Raw genomic sequence first — 18,254 nt, 5'->3', positions numbered from 1 at the left:
TGTAATATTAAGGATCTTTTGTTTTCAATATTATTGCCTGATCCACTTAATCGCTTCTTTCCACGTAATCTTCTTCCCATACATCAATATCCCCGTTCTATATATCTTCCCTGCCATCCACGTCGTTCCCAAAAACCCAATTATCAACAACGCCATCGACAACCCCAATTGCCAATAGGGCACCGTCCCCGGCACACCATAAGGAATCCTCGCCATCATCACCATCGGCGACGTAAACGGAATGATACTCCCCCAAAACGCCAACGAACTATTCGGATGCTGCACCGCCGCAATCATCACCATTATACCAATAATAATCGGCAATGTTATCGGCAATGTCAACCCCTGCACATCCGTAGGATCTTCATTCACCAAACTACCCACCGCCGCAAACAACGCCGCATAAAACAAATACCCACCCAGAAAATAAAATATAAAACAGGGAATAATCAACACCCAATTAATACTATCCATCACATATCTCAACTGTGACGCCACCTCCATCATCGCTACATTATTATTCGCATTACTCTGCGCCGCACTATTCATAACTGCTGTCGGAATAAACAATTGCAACACACAGATCAGCACCACCCAAATAGAAAACTGTAACAGCCCTACACCTGCAATCCCCACAATCTTCCCCATCATCAGCTGAAATGGTTTCACACTAGACACCATCACCTCTGCAATACGGTTCACCTTCTCTTCCATCACACCTCTCATCACTGCCATCCCAAAAAACATCAGGATAATATAAATAATGAACCCGCTGGAATACCCCACCGCATAAGCAATCACTGAACTCCCTTTCTTCTCCTCCTTCCCTGATCTGAATTCAATATTAATATTCGACTTAAATCCTTTGATCTGTGCAATGTCAATATTCGCCTTCTCCATCCGCACCTCTTCAATACGGGTATTCAGATACCTGTTCAGGTGACTCTCTATTCCCAGCCCCGGCTGACCACTACTATAATACGTAATACCCAATGGTCTTTCAATATCAATCGCAGGAATATATAGCACACCAGAATAACCATACTCCTCGTAATGCTTACTGAAAGTATCAATGGCCGTCTCCGTCAGGAATTTAAAATAGATCCCCTTCTCATCCGGCAATTTATTCAGGAACAAATGACTATCATCTATCACCGCAACACGCTGATCTTCGTTAGCACTCTTAGCTATCAACACCGGCACTACAATCATCGCCGCAAAGAACAGCGGTACTAAAAGGGTGACGACGAGAAAGGACCGCTTGCGCACGCGGAAGGTGAACTCTCTTTTGATGATGAGCCAGATCTTATTCATAGGATTAATTAATTGGTTCTTCTACTTCTATTTGCTGTACCTGTTGTATAAACACCTCATTGATAGAAGGTAGTATTTCCTGGAAGGATGTTATAGGGATTTCCTGCCTGATAAAATGTGCGAGAATATCATTTGTCGTACTGCCATCAGTAAGTTTCACGATATAACCGCTCTCTTCCTGTGAGACAATGGTAAAATGATAAGTCATTACTTCGGCAAAGTTAGGTACTCTGCCCAATCCTATCCGGAACAGGTCTTGTTTGAAATCGTGCCTGATCTGTTTCACCTCTCCATCCAGAATTTTCTTTCCTTTATTCACAAGAATAATACGGTCACAGATCTCTTCTACCTGTTCCATACGATGGGTGGAAAAGATGATCGTGGTACCATTCAAAGCAAGGTCAAAGATTTCCTGTTTGATCAGGTTGGAGTTGATCGGATCTAACCCTGAGAAGGGCTCATCCAGTATTAACAGTGATGGCTCATGGATAATGGTGGAAATAAACTGCACTTTTTGTTGCATGCCTTTACTCAACTCTTCCACTTTCTTATTATACCATGCGTTGATATCAAACTTATCGAACCAATATTTGATCTTTTCTTTGGCTTCCTTTTCCGTCATGCCTTTGAGCTGTGCCAGGTAGAGCGCTTGTTCCCCTACCTTCATTTTTTTGTACAGCCCTCTTTCCTCCGGCATGTAGCCGATGGAATGAACGTCATTATCCGGATGAAAAGGTTTGCCTTTGAAAAGTATTTCTCCCTGATCGGGATAAAAAATGCCGGTGATCATACGGAGCAGGGTGGTTTTCCCTGCGCCATTGGGTCCAAGCAGCCCAAAGATGCTACCCTCGGGGATAACAAAACTAATATCATCTACAGCCTTATGCGAGGCATAATCTTTATGCAAGTTTCTAACTTCGAGCAAACCCATAATTCTATATTACGGGACGGAAATTACAAAAAATCCTACTGGCCTGAATAGAATAAATTAAAAAGATAATCAAAAGGTCTATTAAAAATGCAGAAAATGTAAAGTATCTCAATGCCATAACTGGATTTTCGGATAACGTAAAGTTACAATAACAGGTTATTCAGACCCACGGCAGCAAATCTGGTTTTCTCTATGTATATAAAAAAATAAAATAAATCATCTGCTGATACCGCTGTAAAAAACCTTGCGCTTTAAGCTGGTTAATATTACATTCAGTTAAAAATTCAAATTGATATATTTCCTGACAGTATGATTTCAATCCGTTGAACCCGATTCCCACAAAATAAAAACAATTCATTTTCTTTAATTGTCAATTAGACATTAAAATAAAAGCACTGAAAGAACATGCTAAAAAAGAGAATAAATAGCATAAATACAGGATGTCAAAAAAATAAACGATTTTACCCCCCATTTTATACGATTTACCCCTGTTCGTAACAATGAATTTAATACTTGCTTTGTAACCGTCTATATATAGATGGGCTCAATAATCCTGAGACTGAGCATTTCATTTTAACCTACTTAAACAGATTCTCGTTATGAAAAGATTTCTAAGCATCTTTCTTTTCCTATTTCCGTACATGACACTTTTTGCCCAGCAATCGAAGATCACGGGCAAGGTGGTTTCCGGTACGGACCCATTACCCGGGGTAACAGTAAGGATTAAACACTCCAGCCAGGGAACAGTAACTGATAGTAAGGGTCAGTTTACCCTTATGGCAGGTACTGGTGATACCCTGGTATTCAATCATATCTCTTTTCTTACAAGGGAGATAGTGGCAAATGGCAACGGTATGATGAATGTATCGCTGTTGTCTGCCAGCCAGAATGTGAACGAAGTGGTGGTGGTAGGTTATGGTACACAGAAAAAAGCAAACCTGACAGGCGCCGTCGGCGTTGTTAAAATGGAAGACATGGAGAGCCGGCCATTAACCAATCCCGGTCAGGCATTGCAGGGTACTGTAGCAGGGGTATATGCTTTGCAAAGCTCCGGGAAGCCCGGCGATGATGGCGCTGTTCTGGATATTCGTGGGGTAGGTACATTCGGTGACAATACACCATTAGTATTAATTGATGGCTTTCCGGGTAATATAAATGATGTCAATGCCAATGACATACAATCCATATCTGTGTTAAAGGATGCCGCTTCCGCCGCTATCTATGGTAACAGGGCCGCCAACGGTGTCATCCTGATCACAACTAAAAAAGGCACCGCTGGTAAATTACGGGTAAATTATACCGCATATTATGGTTCTCAAAGCCCTACCAGACTGCCACATGTTTTGAACGCTGTAGATTATACCACACTTTATAATGAAGCTTCTGTCAATTCCGGCGGAACGGTAATGTATGCTGACTCTATCATCGCAAAGTATGCAGCACACAATGATCTGATGTATCCGGATATCAATTATTTCAAAGTGTACTATGGCAACGCAAATATTCAAAATCACCGCTTGAGCATTTCCGGAGGAAACGATAATGTCAACTATGCATTTATGCTGGGTCGCCTGAATCAGGACGGGATCCTTGTAGGCACCAGCTACAAGAAAACAGACTTCAGATCAAATATTGATGCCTATTTCCTAAAGAATAAAAGACTCCGGTTTTCTGGAAAATTATCTGGAAACCTGGGCGTGAAAAATGAACCAACAGACCTGTGGAATGCAGAGTGGTATGCAACACTTGCGCCAATTCACCCTTTACGAAATGCCGCCGGGCAATGGGTATCTGTTAACGGAGAACGAAACTACTATGGGGAAATTAAAGAAGGTAGCACTTCACTGACCAAACGATACAATTTCAACGGCCAGGTTGAAGCTGAATATAAGATAATAAACGGCCTGAGTGCCCAAATCACTTATGGTTATAATGTAATGACTTCAAAAGCAAATGCGTTTCACGCAAATGTTACATTGTATAATGAAAGCGGCACCACTACTAACCTGGTCTCCAATCTAAATGTTACCGACGAAACTGATGTTCAATCCTTGCTGACCTCCTTGTTAAAATACAACAAAGTGCTCGGTAAACATGAGTTTAACTTATTGGGCGGTTATTCTGAAGAAGAATTCACCTACGATTGGGAAAGCGCTTACCGTTCAGGATTTGTTAATAATACACAACGTGTGCTCAATCTTGGAGACCCTTCTACCCAAACGAATAATGCGGGCAGTTACGACCTTGGCCTGCGCTCCTATTTTGGCCGCCTGAATTATGTCTTTGATGGGAAATACCTGTTTGAAGCTAACATCAGAAGAGATGGCTCTTCCAGGTTTGCAAAGGAACACCGGTGGGGAACATTCCCCTCTTTCTCCGCAGGATGGGTAATCTCAAAAGAGCGTTTTATGGAAAACCTGACCTGGATCGATATGCTTAAACTCCGTGCTTCCTGGGGCAGACTGGGCAACCAGAACATCAGTAATTATTACAATGGAAGCGATATCCTGACATCCGGGCAAAACTACTCCCTGGGCGGTGCATTGTATTCAGGTGTAGCTGTTACTGCTATGACCAATAAAGATCTTACCTGGGAAACAGCACAACAACTCGACTTTGGTATTGATATGTACCTGAAGAAAAACTTTGAAATCACTGCCGATTATTTCGACAAGCGAACAAAGGACTTACTACTGACCCAGTCTATACCACTAACGATGGCTCAATCTGCACCATATGCAAATGCGGGCGAGGTGCAGAACAAGGGGATCGAAGCTGCCATCACCTATAGAACTACCTTTTCTAACGGGTTCAAGTTAAGAGCAACAATCAATGCCTCTCATATGGTGAATAAGATTGTAAGAATGGATGTTGCGGAACAGCTGACTTCACCCAAAGCCATTAAGACCGGCGCAGCCATCAATTCATTCTACGGTTACAAAATGGACGGCATATACCAGATATCAGACTTTACCTGGCAAAATAACAGCGATCAGTCAATCCCTTATGCTGAACGCAACTATACAATAAAACCAGGAGTAGTACAGGTTTCCAACTACACGGCGCAACCAGGCGATATCAAGTATAAGGACCTCAATGGAGATAAGGTAGTTGACATGAATAATGACCGCACCATTATAGGAAATCAATTTCCTAAGCTTACTTATGGATTCAATATTAATATGGAATATAAAGGATTTGACCTGAGTATGTTTTTACAGGGTGTTCAGGGCATACAGGGATATACCTATTATGAAATTGCTACTCCATTCAGCGGATTTGCAAATATGGGCGACTGGTGGCTGAAAAGATGGACACCTGATCATCCATCCAATACCTTGCCACGGCTAACCTTAGATGGTGCACGTAATAATATCCATTCTTCTTTTTACATGGAAAACGCTTCATACCTGCGCTTGAAAAATATTGAACTGGGCTACTCTATAAGCCCAAAAATCCTTTCCAGGGCAGGTATCAGTTCCCTCAGGGTCTATGGAAATGTGCAAAACGCTTTTACAATTACAAAATTCAAAGGGTTTGATCCCGAGCAAACAGTTGGTCAAACCAGGGCGCAGGCTTTCCCGCAGGTCCGTATTATGACGATGGGTGCAAGTGTTAACTTTTAAAAAGGGCAGTTCATGAAAAACATATATAAAATAACTCTTTTCTTCTTTGCTTTGTCTATATTGGGTTGTAAGAAAGATCTTCTTGATAAAACACCAAAGGACAGACTTTCTCCCGCTACGTTCTTTCAAAACGAATCGCAATGCAAACAGGCACTGATAGGTATCTATAATGCCATTCAGCCTAATGCAACACCTTCCCATTTTTACCAGTTCGATTATATGTCTGATAATGGTTACTGCCAGGACTCCTGGCAGGGATCCAGGGAAATCGGCGAATGGCTCACCAATACTTCCAGCTGGGCCCCCTATGCTAAATGGACGATGGACTTTACCATCATCTCCAGGGCAAACGAATTTCTCCAGGACATCAGCAATGCAACCGTAAGTGAAACAGTTAAAACACAAATGTCTGCCGAAGCTAAATTCCTTAGAGGATATGCTTATACCGACCTGATCACCTATTTCGGGGATGTGCCACTTATCACAAAAGTGCTGGCATTGTCAGAGGCTTACGTATCAAGAACTGCTAAAAGCGATGTACTTACACAGATCATTTCCGATCTTAATGATGCAGCCGCCGACCTTCCTGTTTCCTACTCCGGAACAGATGTAGGACGTGCTACAAAAGGGGCAGCGATTGCTTATAAGGCAAAAGTCCTGCTGTATAACCAAAAATGGGCCGAAGCTGCACAAGCGGCACAGGATGTGATCGATCTGGGAGCATACAGCTTATTTTCAAACTATGAAACCTTGTTTGACGAGGCCCATGAAAATAATGTGGAAGTTATTTTTGATATTCAGTACATCTCTACTACACAGGCACAACCATGGCCCTCATCTGCTTTATCTCTCAGCAGCTGGCCTACTGCAAATGTTACAGCAGACCTGATCAACTCATATTACATGACAAACGGGTTGCCAATTACAAATGCAAATTCAGGCTATGATGAGCAGGATCCTTTTAAAAACCGTGATCCCCGGCTGGCGGCGTCAGTAGTCCTGCCTGGTTCATCATTCGGGTCATCTACATTCATACCATCTGTGGACCAGGTTCCCTGTGGCGCACGACCTCGCAAATACGCTGCGCTGGGCATTGCAGATGTCAACAACTGCTCTCTTAACACAATCCTGATGCGATATGCAGATATCTACCTGATGCGGGCAGAAGCACTGATCGAATCCGGAAGCACAGAGCAGGAAATATATACGCTGATCGATAAAGTAAGAGCCAGGGTAAATATGCCTACAGTGGAGTCCGTTGAAGGTGTGGGATTGACACAGTCTCAGCTCAGGAATATTGTACGTCACGAAAGAAGAGTAGAGTTTTACAACGAAGGAACACGCTATGCTGATATGCTCAGATGGCAGGATGCGTCTCTTGTACACGATGTATATGGCTATGATAAAGCATTGTTGTCAAACCCTGCCAGCCCTGCTACATGGACCTTTAAACAAATAAAAGTGGAAACAAGAACTTTCGATGCGTCAAAAGGATGGTTGTGGCCCATTCCCCAGGCTGATATAGATATCAATAAGAACCTGCTTCCTAATAATCCTGGCTATTAACTGCCCTGATACTACATTAATTTCCAAAGTGATCCGGAACATTCAGCGTCCGGATCACTTCTGAAATAGTTTGTTTTGCCTGAATTTTATCACCAAACCCAAATATCTCCGTTATGAAAAGAAACCCAATTATTCTGTTCATCTGCTTACTAACTATCTTAACTTCCTGTTCAAAAAAGGAAACGGCCCTGGACAAGATCCCGGCTTCTTCCCTTACAGCGTTGGCTACCACCACTCCGACAAATACAAATAGTTTGCGGGGAATTAACTGGGCTGACCCTAATGGCAATGAAGCACCCTCAAGGGTTGTTACGCCAAGCGGACTATCCGCTACCATAACGGCAGCAAATGCTGCGGCCGTAGGAAAACGAATAGCCGATTCTTTAAAACAGGCCGGCGGTACAACCATACGAATGCCTATCACTCCGCTAACTGCCAGTAATGTATCTTATTGGCCTGTATACCAGGCGGCTATTAATGCGATCGTAACAGAAGGTTGTAATGTTATACTCTGCTATTGGCCTGACGGCGTACATCATGTTCCTGACACTACCCAATGGTATACCATGTGGAAACAAGTGGATACTGTTTATAAAAACAATGCTGCTGTACTTTATGAACCGATCAATGAACCTGTAGATTATTCCAGCACTAATCTTTGCAACCTTTATGCAAATTTCTTAAATCAGCTGAATCCTGCTTCCTGGAAATGTATCCTGGATGGAACAGGATATGCAGGAGAAGTGATCTCTGTAGGTAATGACAGCCGGCTAACCAGTCAATATCTTGGACTCCATTGTTACTGGTGGTTCTATGGATCTTATAATGTATGGTCAAGTTACTATAATATCGTATCAGGTAAAGTGGGAACATACGCCTCCAGAACTGTAATTACGGAAGTAGGCGTTGAAACTTTTCGTAAAATCAGTTTCTGGTGGCAGTGGGATACAGGCGTTTATGAAGACCAGGCATTCCTGACAGGATCCCTGGCCTATTCAAAAGATAACCTGATAGGCACTATTGCCTGGTCAGGCGTAAATGATATTGACACCTATCGCTGGTTTTCGGCCAACAATAATCTTGTGGAAGTGAATCCTGGTTGTGCCAATATGTTCAGATGGTCATGGGGCCTTACTGCAACACCAAAATGGCAGGGACCAATCGCCGACGGGAGATTTAAACTGCAGAACCGGGCAAGCAACCTGATGCTTGATAATCTTGGAAGTACAACAGATGGGGCCAGTGTAGCTCAATGGCAAGATGGAACAAGTGCCAATCAGCAATGGAATGTGAGTTATACTGATGGTTATTATACTTTGAGTTGCGCCACCGGGAAAAATTGTCTTGATGTAGGTAGCAATACCAGCGATGGCTCTGCCGTTCAACAAAAAGCGCTAAGCTTTTCTAACAACAGCCAGCGATGGACATTTGTTTCTACCGGCGATGGTTATTATAAAGTAGTTAACCTCACTACAGGTAAATGCCTTGATACCGGTGGTCAGACTACAAACGGATCATCCCTGCAACAATGGTCTGGTAGTTCAAGTTATAACCAGCAATGGAAATTTATCCAGTTATAACAAAACATCATTAGGACTGCACCCAAAGGGCCAATTCCCTAAAAAAAATAAGAATATATAGCTCTCCCGAAAGGGCTATATATTCTTATCAAAAACATCCCCTATATTACCGGCAATCCCAGGCCACTACTTCAACATCCTCCCCACCGCCTCCGCATACGCTGCCCCAATCGGCACTACCATCTCCCCCACATACAAACTACTCCTATCCGCCCTTGTCACTTTTTCATTCGCCACTATAAAACTCCTATGCACCCTCGTAAACAACGCCTGTGGCAACAACGCCAACGCCTCCTGCATCGACAACCTTGACAACACCTTCTTCTCTCTCGTCACAAACGAAATATAATTCCCCGCACTCTCCAAATACAATATATCCCTCAACAATATCTTATACTGCTCATACCCACTCTTCACCATCACATAATTCGGTGCATCTGCCCTCGCACTCTTCTCCATCATCTCCAACAACCCCTTCGCCTTATTACACGCCTTCAAAAACCTTTCTTCCGAAAACGGCTTCAACAAATAATCCACCGCATCCAACTCAAAACTCTGCACCGCATGCTCACTATAAGCCGTCGTAAATATCACCAACGGTCCTCCCGGCAGCGTAGTCATCAATTCCAACCCCGAAATATCCGGCATCTTTATATCCAAAAATATCAGGTCCATCGGCTCCTTTTCAAGATACGCCAACGCTGCAAACGGATCTGTAAAATACCCCTTCATATCCAAAAACTCCACCTGCTGTGCATGCGTACGAATCACAGACAGCGCTACCTGTTCATCATCAATCGCTATCGCTGTCAGCCTCATATCACATCATTTTTAGCAGGATCCACCACCAATGTCAGGTGTACAAAAAACTCTGTCCCCGTCTCACGTATATTCAAATCATGCTTTCCCGGATACAGCAGGTTCAACCGCTGCCGAACATTATTAATCCCTATGCCCATACTCTCATTCTCAATCTCCACACTCTTATTTACATGAATACTATTGTACACATCAAAATAGATCTTATCATTCGTACAAGACAAAGACAAATTGATCCTTGACTTATTCCGCTGACTAATCCCATACTTAAACGCATTCTCCACAAACGGGATCAGCAACATAGGTGCAATGTTATGCTCACATAACGCCTCATCTATATTCACATCAATAATAATATCTGGTGTACCCTGCGTACGTAACCGTTGCAAAGCAATATAGTTCTGTAAGTAAGCAATCTCTTTCTCCAATGGAATACTTTCCAGCGTATTATCATGCAACATAAACCGCATCATATCTCCTAATTGCTGAATACCCTGCCCCGTTGCCGTTGCCTGCTCCTGCAATGCTGTACCATATAAAGTATTGAGTGCATTAAATAGGAAATGCGGATTAATCTGCCAACGTAAAAAATCTAACCCCGCTTCTGTATGCGTCAATGCCTGTCGCAACCCCTGCAATGTCGAAGCTCTTGCATTCCTCGCCGTAAAGATCCACCACGCCACAGGCAAAATCGCAATCGCCGTCACAAGTGTTGTGATCACAAGACCCGCAGCATAATACGCCCCACTATTAAAACTCCCCTGCACCGCTGTCAACAACATCCATATGAATGACAGCGCCCAGAACCCGATCATTTCCTGTACTAACACCTTTTTATTCCGATGCACAAGATAACGGGGATACAACCGGTGCATCGCCACAAAGTACATGAACGCACAAAAAATACCCACGCTAAATATCATCAATACAAACCCACTATCATCATTCCTGGCCACCATCAACCAGAACATAATGATCCCTGCCATCACAGCCCCATCAACCAATGACTGACGAAACCAGGACTTATTCACCACACGTTCATAGGCATAAGTTAAAAACAAATACCTTCCCGCATAATAAATCAGGTATACTACAACATAAAAAAACGTCAGGAGAAAAGCGGCCTTTGCACAATGTGTATGTACACCGCGTACAGTTTTGTATACCCCAAACAAGTATCCATACAACCATGTATCAGACACCCAAATGATAAAAAACAACGACATCAACACCGGAAATGATAACAATGCCCCCAATGTATATCGCTGTTTCTCATAAAATCGCGGCACGAGTACACCATGCACAAACACAAAAGAAAAGTATACAATAGCAATATGTGCTAATAAAGGGAACAGGTAATGTTTATAGTAATCAAACACCTGGTGATAGCGCGCGAACTTCCAACCATAGTCACGCTGTAGGTCAAATACATTATATACTACACTCTTGTATAGCAGGGAAAATAGAATAAGCAGGAAAATGCCCGTAGCAATCCCGAATTCAGTTCTTCTGATTTTATTCATGGAAAAAACTTTCAGCAATGATAGTTATCCCCTCAGCACTAAATAAATATATGTGATCAAAATACCACTATCCGTGATAAAATCCAATAATGCGGGCTGCCACACGTTCTCCGTCCATCGCAGCAGAGACAATACCTCCCGCATAACCCGCACCTTCACCACATGGATACAATCCTTTGATTTGTGGGTGCATCAGATCTTCATCATTTCTGGGTATACGCACAGGCGAAGATGTACGTGATTCAGTCGCCACCAGTATCGCATCGTTGGTATAATATCCTTTCATCTTTTTGCCAAAGGCTGTGAAAGCCTGCGACAATCTTGTATGTACACTGGAGGGTAACACTTCCTTCAGGTTAGTACTTTTCACACCTGGTACATAAGAACAATCTGGTAAAGTTGTAGACACTTTATTGTAGATAAAATCCGTCATCCGTTGCGCCGGCGCCACAAACTGTCCACCGCCAGCCTGAAAAGCATGTTGTTCCACCATCTGCTGAAAATACATGGCTGCCAGCGGACCTTTGTCGGCAAAGATTTCGAAATCACTTTCATCTACTGTCACTACCATTCCTGAATTTGCAAACGGATTATCTCTCTTTGATGGAGACCAGCCATTCACCACCAGTTCCCCAGGATCAGTAGCTGCAGGTGCAATGATGCCACCGGGGCACATACAGAATGAAAACACACCACGGCCATCTACCTGCTCTACCAGGCTATAGCTGGCTGGTGGCAGATGCTCTCCTCTCACAGCACAATGATACTGTGCACTATCAATGAGTTCCTGCGGATGTTCTACACGCACACCGAGTGCAAATGGCTTGGCACTGATGAGAATTTTTTTATCATGTAATAAGCGGAAAATGTCGCGGGCAGAATGACCTGTGGCCAGTATCACCTGTGATGCATCGAAAGTAACACTGGCAGCGGTTTTCACGCCCCTGATATGATTATCTTTAATAATAAAATCAGTCACTTTCTGATCAAAGTGCACTTCCCCACCACTATTGATAATTTGCTCCCGCATGGCAACAATTATATGTGGTAATTTGTTAGTACCTATGTGTGGGTGTGCTTCGTATAATATTTTTTCTGTCGCACCGAAATAAACAAAGATGCTCAGTATACGATTGATATCACCTCTCTTATTGGAACGTGTATAGAGTTTACCGTCAGAGTAAGTACCAGCGCCACCTTCGCCAAAGCAGTAGTTGGAATCAGGGTTCACTACACCTGTCTTATTCAATGCTGCAAGGTCACGCCTTCTTGACCTGACATCTTTACCTCTTTCCAGTACAACGGGTTTAATACCTGCTTCAATCAGGTGTAGTGCGGCAAAGAGTCCGGCAGGCCCTGCACCGATCACGATAGCAACAGGCGCGTCTGGTGCTAATGTAGCATATATTGGTATAAATTTCTCACGTTCATGAAATGGTTCATTCACAAATACCTTGAGTGTAAGCATGAAGTACACCTGTTTAGAACGGGCGTCTATAGAGCGTTTCAGTACATGAAAACCTGTGATAGCTGTTGGGGAAACACTGAGTGCGGCAGCGGCTGCTTTGGTGATAGCAGTTTCGTTATCAGCCTGAGACGGCAATAACTTTAAAGATACTTGTTCAATCATGATCGTCAGGTTAGGTAATTATCCTAAAACTTTTTTATTACTCCCTGAAATCCGGGATATTTTTTCACTGAAAAGTAACGGGCACCTGCTCACACAGGTACCCGTTCCAGTATTTTTTGTTAATGAGTTGTTATTGTCAGATCAGAAAGGCAGGTCATCTGCTGCTGCTCCACCTGGAGAAGAGATCTCCTGGGAAGTGTTGTAGTTAGGCATAGCATCCTGACCTGGAGCGCCTGCTACTACTGATTCCATGCGCCATGCATCCAGATTGGTGATGTAATTGACACGACCATCTTTTTCCCAACGTGTACCTCTGATATTGAAGTAAACTTTTACGGTTTCTCCTTCATTGAAGCGGTCTACGATAGCTGTTCTGTCCTGTACCGCCTGGAACTTGATGTAGTTGTTTATAACGCGGCCGTTGATATCGTCGGACTTTTCAATAACGAACTCCCGTGTCTTAAAGGTTTCGCTACGTTGCATCGTATTATATTTAACGATCAGTTTTCCGGTTATTTCAAAACTCATATAATTAAATTTAACTTTTTTTCAAGAGGTCAAAGATAGGTTTTTTAGCTTCAATCACACGCAATAAAATTTAGTCCAGAACAGTTTACCTATATAGGCTGACTGCTAGCTATTTATAGGTAAGATTTCATTAGTCGGGAATATTTGCGCCCGCTTGCGTGGATAATAAGGAATTTGCATGGTATTTGATAAACTTAACCACATTTTTTTAATTACAATTACTAACATAGTTTTGCACGCCCGTACGGAATTATTAACATCGGGCTGGCCATAAAAGATGGCATCATACCCGACATTGATTCTCTGTACAATATTATTTTATCACTCGCTAACACATATCTATGACAAACATGTTAATGTCAACTGGAATATCCTGGATATCAAATAAGTGTGGTATTACATATAGGGGCGTTTTTTCGTCGGGAAACCGTGCGTGATAACAGAAAAAAACACAACAAAAACAAGGTAACGATACTGGTGCCGGGCGGTATAAAACAAGGGTAGAAAAATTTTTTTTTTCAACATTTTGTACAGATATTCGTTGCCCTGTCTGAAAATTTTTCAACTCCCCACGTTGGAAGATTTATAATTCGAGAAACAATCCTTAATTCAAACAACATTAATTTTCAATAGCTCAATGAATAAAACTTGCGAACAAGTTTGGGAAAGGTGTCTTAATATAATTAGGGATATTGTGGAATGGCAGCCATTTAAAACCTGGTTTGAACCTATTAAACCGATCCAGCTTGAAAACAATGTTTTAACGATTCAAGTACCTAGTCAGTTCTTCTATGAATATCTGGAAGAACATTACGTTGGATTATTAGGTAAGACAATCAAGCGTGAACTGGGAAAAGAAGCAAGGCTGGAATATCGCATAGTAGTTGAGAACGGAACACCCCATCAACATCCTAAAACTGTGAATATGCCAGGGCAATTCACTAAGACCAAGAAAGACAGCGAAGTTGATTTTCCGCTTACGATACAAAATCCGGTAAAGAACCCATTCGTTATACCGGGTATCAAACGCGTTCAAATAGACTCACAGCTGAATCCTCACTACACGTTCGATGCTTACATCGAAGGTGATTGTAATCGCGTGGCACGCAGAGCTGGTAAAACAGTATCTGAGAAACCAGGTGGTACCTCCTTCAATCCATTAGTAATATATGGTTCTGTTGGTTTAGGTAAAACGCATCTGGCGCAGGCGATCGGTAATGAAGTGAAACGTCTTCATCCCAACAAAGCAGTGCTGTACGTAAGCGCTGAGAAATTTATCAATCAGTTCATTGATCACTCTAAGAATAGTATCATCAATGACTTCATTCACTTCTATCAGCTCATCGATGTGCTGATCGTAGATGACATACAGTTCTTTGCCCGTGCAGAAAAAACACAGGATGCGTTCTTCGCTATCTTCAACCACCTGCATCAATCCGGTAAGCAACTCATATTAACATCCGATAAGTCGCCCAAAGATCTGGATGGCTTGCAGGAAAGATTACTGAGCCGCTTCCGCTGGGGCCTGAGTGCCGACATGCAAATGCCGGACTTCGAGACCCGTATGGAGATCCTCGAAATGAAGATGAAGAATGATGGTCTTGAAATGCCAAAAGAAGTAGTGAAGTATGTTGCATATAATATTCAAAGCAACGTACGCGAACTGGAAGGTGCACTCATCTCCCTGCTCGCACAATCTTCGCTCAACAGAAAAGAGATCGATCTGGAACTCGCTAAGCGTGTACTGAAATCTTTCGTTAAAACTTCTTCTAAAGAAATTACGATCGAAAGTATCCAGAAAATGGTATGCGAATACTTTGATGTACCTTATGATAAGCTCCTGCAGAAAACACGTAAACGTGAAATCGTACAGGCCAGACAAATCACGATGTACCTTGCAAAGTCTTTTACAAAGAATTCACTAAAAACTATCGGAGAGCACTTTGGCGGACGCGACCACACTACCGTGATTCACTCCTGCCAGACAGTGAAGGATCTGATGGATACTGATAATACTTTCCGTGATAATGTAATTGAATTGCAACAGAAAGTACAGTTGGCAGCTATGTAAATGATGCCCCTATATAAACCTTTTTATTTCCCAGGCAATAAAAGCCTGGGATTTTTTTTTATATTCATAATCGTAATTCCTGTCATCATGAAATGCTTAATCTTCCAATCCAACCCAGGCGGGCTCAAACCCCTCCCTGTCGCTGCAATCAAATCCGCCCATCAGGCGCCAGCCTAAAACAATCCTACTGCTTGCTGCCGCAGGCAATTTTCAGCCCTCACCTCGTCGGTTAACAATTTGATAATTACATCTCATAAGGAACAACCAATACCTTTGCACCATTGATGCACCTTATGCCAAAAGATTGTCAACATACACACTGGGATGCTATCCGCACAGGTAATGAAGACGCTTTCCGTCAGCTCTTCGAGTTGCACTGGCAGGACCTCTTCACCTACGCGTCCCGTATCACCCGCGATCCCGCCACTGCGCAGGACGCGGTCCAAAGTGTATTCATCCATCTCTGGGAAAAACACACCTCCCTGCCCCCAGTCACCGCTGTACTCCCCTACCTCCGCACCGCCCTCAAACATCGCCTCCTCAACGCTATGCGCGATGAAAACCTCTATCAAAAACATGTCGATACCTTTCATCAGGTAGCCGATAACTATCACGCTACCCCCGCTCACGAACAACTCCACCTCAAAGAAACTGAACAACAATTATTACAATCCATTAATCGCCTGCCCGAACGCATGAAGGAAGTCTTTTACATGAATAGAGTGGAAGACCTTTCTGTCGCCGAAATCGCCCTTCGACTGGGTTCCAGCCCTCAAACTATCCGTAATCAGCTCAATACGGCGCTTCAGCGGATTAAACATATTTTTATTGTTGAATAAAGCACGATCACTACAATGGTTGCATCTTATCTCCTACAGCATGTCAAACATATCTTATACGACTTTAACGACGACTCGTTTGATGGTCAGCCAATTGATAATTATAAAGTAGTCAGAAGTTATATTCAGGATCAGGTTATTGCAAAAGGTCTTTAAAACCGGCAAACTTTGCCAAAGTATTCAGTGTCGTTACCGCAGGTATATTCTCATATTTCAGCTTCCCCCACAACCGCTTCAAGGTGGTTACACTCAATGTCACACCCGTCTTATCCTGTATCGCTACACTCAACTTTTCGAAGTCATAATTCGTCCATTCACTACTCTTCCCCCAGTTCAAACGGGTTTCGATAAGTGACACGCAGCTATTTATATAATTTATGTCAATATTCTTAGTCATTGCATTTCAGACTATTACAAAATTGCACCGACTTGCACAAACTTGCACAAGCCCTGCTTCAAAGGGAAATTACTGATTATTCACATTTGCAGTACTTATCCGCTCACAAATTTAAAAAGCAGAATATGACAAAAACAGTCACCGGTCTATTATTAGCATTATTATTAGCAACCCATGTGAACGCACAACACAACGCCGCTAAAAAGGAAGTGAGGGTAGCACTGCAGGCAGCTAACTGGGAATACCAGCCTGATGCAGTGGAATTCCTTACTTATAAATCTGTACCCACCCTGAAGATCACTGGCAAAGGCCCCGTCATCCTGAAAGACCTTGACTTTAAAGATGGCACCATCGAATTCGATATGGAACCCATTGACAAAAGCTTTACCTCTTTTTACTTCAGAAGGAGCAGCAACAACGAATCGGAATGTTTTTATTTCCGGCTATTCAAAGCCCCCAACATTGATGCAGAAGATGCTATTCAATATGCCCCCATCATTAAAGGGGTCAACCTCTGGGATATGTTATACCAATACCAGCGGAATGCAATGATTGATACAAGCGGATGGAACCACGTAAAACTGGTGATCTCGGGTAAACAAATGCGGGTATTCGTCAATGGAAGAATGGATATGCCCCTCGAAATCCCTTACCTGGAAGGTACGAATGATCACGGCGGACTTGCTTTTGAGGGTCACGCGATCTTCGCCAATCTTGTTCTAAAACCAGATCAGGTAGAAGGACTTTCTCCATGGCCCGGCACAGATATCACTGACAACGATGCCCGTTACCTGCGGAAATGGCAGATCAGTCAAGTGATAAATATGCCTGAAAAAATTGATTTCAACTATGCCCTGCTGCCGGATAAAACAACTGTCTGGGATACTATCCGGGCAGAAAGACGTGGGCTCATCAATCTCACCCGTAAATATGGAGGTGCTGCTATGGGCCCGCGCAGAGTCACCTTTTTAAAAACCACCATTTATGCCAATAGTCCGCAAAAAAAACAGCTACATCTGGGGTTTAGTGATGAAATATATGTATTCATCAACGGGCAACCTTTATACATAGACAAAAACCTCTATGGCACCCCTTTGATGAAAGGGCCTGATGGTCGTTGTACCATAGATAATACTTCATTCGGACTGCCGTTAGCCCAGGGTGCCAATGAACTGCTCATTGGGGTGGCTAATAATTTCTATGGCTGGGGGATAATTGCTCAACTGGATAACCTGAATGGCGTCTCGATTGAAAGATGAGCATACAGTCAGGGACTTTCTTCCAACCTTAGAGACAAATAGTATGTTCACTATTTGTCTACAATCACATGTATAATAGTTCGACACTTGTCGCCTTCCCCTATACGAAGAAACGAGAGCGTATCAAAAATAAATAAACCTCCTCAGAAGTGCTTAAAGGACTACTATCTA

The 18,254-nt window shown here is 42.9% G+C and carries 13 protein-coding genes; 6 read left to right on the top strand and 7 right to left on the bottom strand.

The features are described 5' to 3' along the window. Nucleotides 1-30: 30 nt before the first annotated feature. Together BW716_RS00270 and BW716_RS00265 are read right to left on the bottom strand one after the other, a co-directional pair. Entirely contained in the window at nt 31-1,314 is a 1,284-nt protein-coding gene (locus BW716_RS00270; RefSeq protein ID WP_083720093.1) for an ABC transporter permease, read from the bottom strand. A gap of 4 nt (nt 1,315-1,318) precedes the next feature. Beyond that, nucleotides 1,319-2,245, bottom strand: coding sequence for an ABC transporter ATP-binding protein (locus BW716_RS00265; protein WP_083720092.1), 927 nt, complete (start codon nt 2,243-2,245; stop codon nt 1,319-1,321). A 599-nt stretch (nt 2,246-2,844) separates the two neighbouring features. Between BW716_RS00265 and BW716_RS00260 the strand changes: the two genes are divergently transcribed. From BW716_RS00260 to BW716_RS00250, 3 genes are all read left to right on the top strand, one after another. Further along, nucleotides 2,845-5,871 (top strand): TonB-dependent receptor, encoded by a 3,027-nt coding sequence (locus BW716_RS00260; RefSeq protein ID WP_083720091.1) that lies wholly within the window; start codon nt 2,845-2,847, stop codon nt 5,869-5,871. A gap of 12 nt (nt 5,872-5,883) precedes the next feature. After that, entirely contained in the window at nt 5,884-7,437 is a 1,554-nt protein-coding gene (locus BW716_RS00255) for a RagB/SusD family nutrient uptake outer membrane protein (RefSeq protein WP_083720090.1), read from the top strand. 113 nt (nt 7,438-7,550) lie between these two features. Continuing rightward, nucleotides 7,551-9,017 (top strand): RICIN domain-containing protein, encoded by a 1,467-nt coding sequence (locus BW716_RS00250; protein WP_083720089.1) that lies wholly within the window; start codon nt 7,551-7,553, stop codon nt 9,015-9,017. A gap of 126 nt (nt 9,018-9,143) precedes the next feature. Here the strand turns inward: BW716_RS00250 and BW716_RS00245 are convergent, their stop codons facing one another. From BW716_RS00245 to BW716_RS00230, 4 genes are all read right to left on the bottom strand, one after another. After that, nucleotides 9,144-9,836 carry a LytTR family DNA-binding domain-containing protein gene (locus tag BW716_RS00245; protein ID WP_083720088.1) on the bottom strand — a complete coding sequence of 231 codons (693 nt, stop codon included), beginning with the start codon at nt 9,834-9,836 and terminating at the stop codon, nt 9,144-9,146. Further along, nucleotides 9,833-11,359: a sensor histidine kinase gene (locus BW716_RS00240; protein WP_083720087.1), complete on the bottom strand. Its 1,527-nt coding sequence runs from the start codon at nt 11,357-11,359 to the stop codon at nt 9,833-9,835. The genes BW716_RS00245 and BW716_RS00240 overlap by 4 nt, the downstream gene beginning before the upstream one ends. A 67-nt stretch (nt 11,360-11,426) precedes the next feature. Continuing rightward, the gene (locus BW716_RS00235; RefSeq protein ID WP_083720086.1) at nt 11,427-12,989 is read right to left on the bottom strand and encodes an NAD(P)/FAD-dependent oxidoreductase; all 1,563 of its coding nucleotides are present in this window, start codon (nt 12,987-12,989) and stop codon (nt 11,427-11,429) included. 141 nt (nt 12,990-13,130) lie between these two features. Continuing rightward, a complete protein-coding gene (locus BW716_RS00230; RefSeq protein ID WP_083720085.1) occupies nt 13,131-13,517 on the bottom strand; it encodes a DUF3127 domain-containing protein in 387 nt (128 codons plus the stop codon). Between the two features lie 637 nt (nt 13,518-14,154). On the opposite strand from BW716_RS00230, the gene dnaA reads away from it, so the two are divergent. Together dnaA and BW716_RS00220 are read left to right on the top strand one after the other, a co-directional pair. Continuing rightward, the gene (gene dnaA, locus BW716_RS00225; protein WP_072359606.1) at nt 14,155-15,588 is read left to right on the top strand and encodes a chromosomal replication initiator protein DnaA; all 1,434 of its coding nucleotides are present in this window, start codon (nt 14,155-14,157) and stop codon (nt 15,586-15,588) included. Between the two features lie 293 nt (nt 15,589-15,881). Beyond that, nucleotides 15,882-16,427, top strand: a complete 546-nt coding sequence (locus BW716_RS00220; protein WP_179090944.1) for an RNA polymerase sigma factor — start codon at nt 15,882-15,884, stop codon at nt 16,425-16,427. Nucleotides 16,428-16,563: 136 nt separating this feature from the next. Here the strand turns inward: BW716_RS00220 and BW716_RS00215 are convergent, their stop codons facing one another. Continuing rightward, on the bottom strand, nt 16,564-16,785 hold the full coding sequence (locus tag BW716_RS00215; protein ID WP_143708666.1) for a hypothetical protein: 222 nt from the start codon (nt 16,783-16,785) through the stop codon (nt 16,564-16,566). Nucleotides 16,786-16,949: 164 nt separating this feature from the next. Between BW716_RS00215 and BW716_RS00210 the strand changes: the two genes are divergently transcribed. Further along, a complete protein-coding gene (locus tag BW716_RS00210) occupies nt 16,950-18,083 on the top strand; it encodes a hypothetical protein (RefSeq protein WP_143708665.1) in 1,134 nt (377 codons plus the stop codon). Nucleotides 18,084-18,254 lie beyond the last annotated feature (171 nt).

This window comes from [Flexibacter] sp. ATCC 35208, from assembly GCF_001975825.1.
Lineage (GTDB): Bacteria > Bacteroidota > Bacteroidia > Chitinophagales > Chitinophagaceae > Chitinophaga.
This window is presented reverse-complemented; position numbering and strand designations above follow the sequence as displayed.

Coding starts and splice junctions, on each gene's coding strand:
- BW716_RS00230 (WP_083720085.1), bottom strand. CDS start 13,517: ATGAGTTTTGAAATAACCGGAAAACTGATCGTTAAATATAATACGATG.
- BW716_RS00240 (WP_083720087.1), bottom strand. CDS start 11,359: ATGAATAAAATCAGAAGAACTGAATTCGGGATTGCTACGGGCATTTTC.
- BW716_RS00260 (WP_083720091.1), top strand. CDS start 2,845: ATGAAAAGATTTCTAAGCATCTTTCTTTTCCTATTTCCGTACATGACA.
- BW716_RS00245 (WP_083720088.1), bottom strand. CDS start 9,836: ATGAGGCTGACAGCGATAGCGATTGATGATGAACAGGTAGCGCTGTCT.
- BW716_RS00255 (WP_083720090.1), top strand. CDS start 5,884: ATGAAAAACATATATAAAATAACTCTTTTCTTCTTTGCTTTGTCTATA.
- BW716_RS00220 (WP_179090944.1), top strand. CDS start 15,882: ATGCCAAAAGATTGTCAACATACACACTGGGATGCTATCCGCACAGGT.
- BW716_RS00235 (WP_083720086.1), bottom strand. CDS start 12,989: ATGATTGAACAAGTATCTTTAAAGTTATTGCCGTCTCAGGCTGATAAC.
- BW716_RS00265 (WP_083720092.1), bottom strand. CDS start 2,245: ATGGGTTTGCTCGAAGTTAGAAACTTGCATAAAGATTATGCCTCGCAT.
- dnaA (WP_072359606.1), top strand. CDS start 14,155: ATGAATAAAACTTGCGAACAAGTTTGGGAAAGGTGTCTTAATATAATT.
- BW716_RS00250 (WP_083720089.1), top strand. CDS start 7,551: ATGAAAAGAAACCCAATTATTCTGTTCATCTGCTTACTAACTATCTTA.
- BW716_RS00270 (WP_083720093.1), bottom strand. CDS start 1,314: ATGAATAAGATCTGGCTCATCATCAAAAGAGAGTTCACCTTCCGCGTG.
- BW716_RS00210 (WP_143708665.1), top strand. CDS start 16,950: ATGACAAAAACAGTCACCGGTCTATTATTAGCATTATTATTAGCAACC.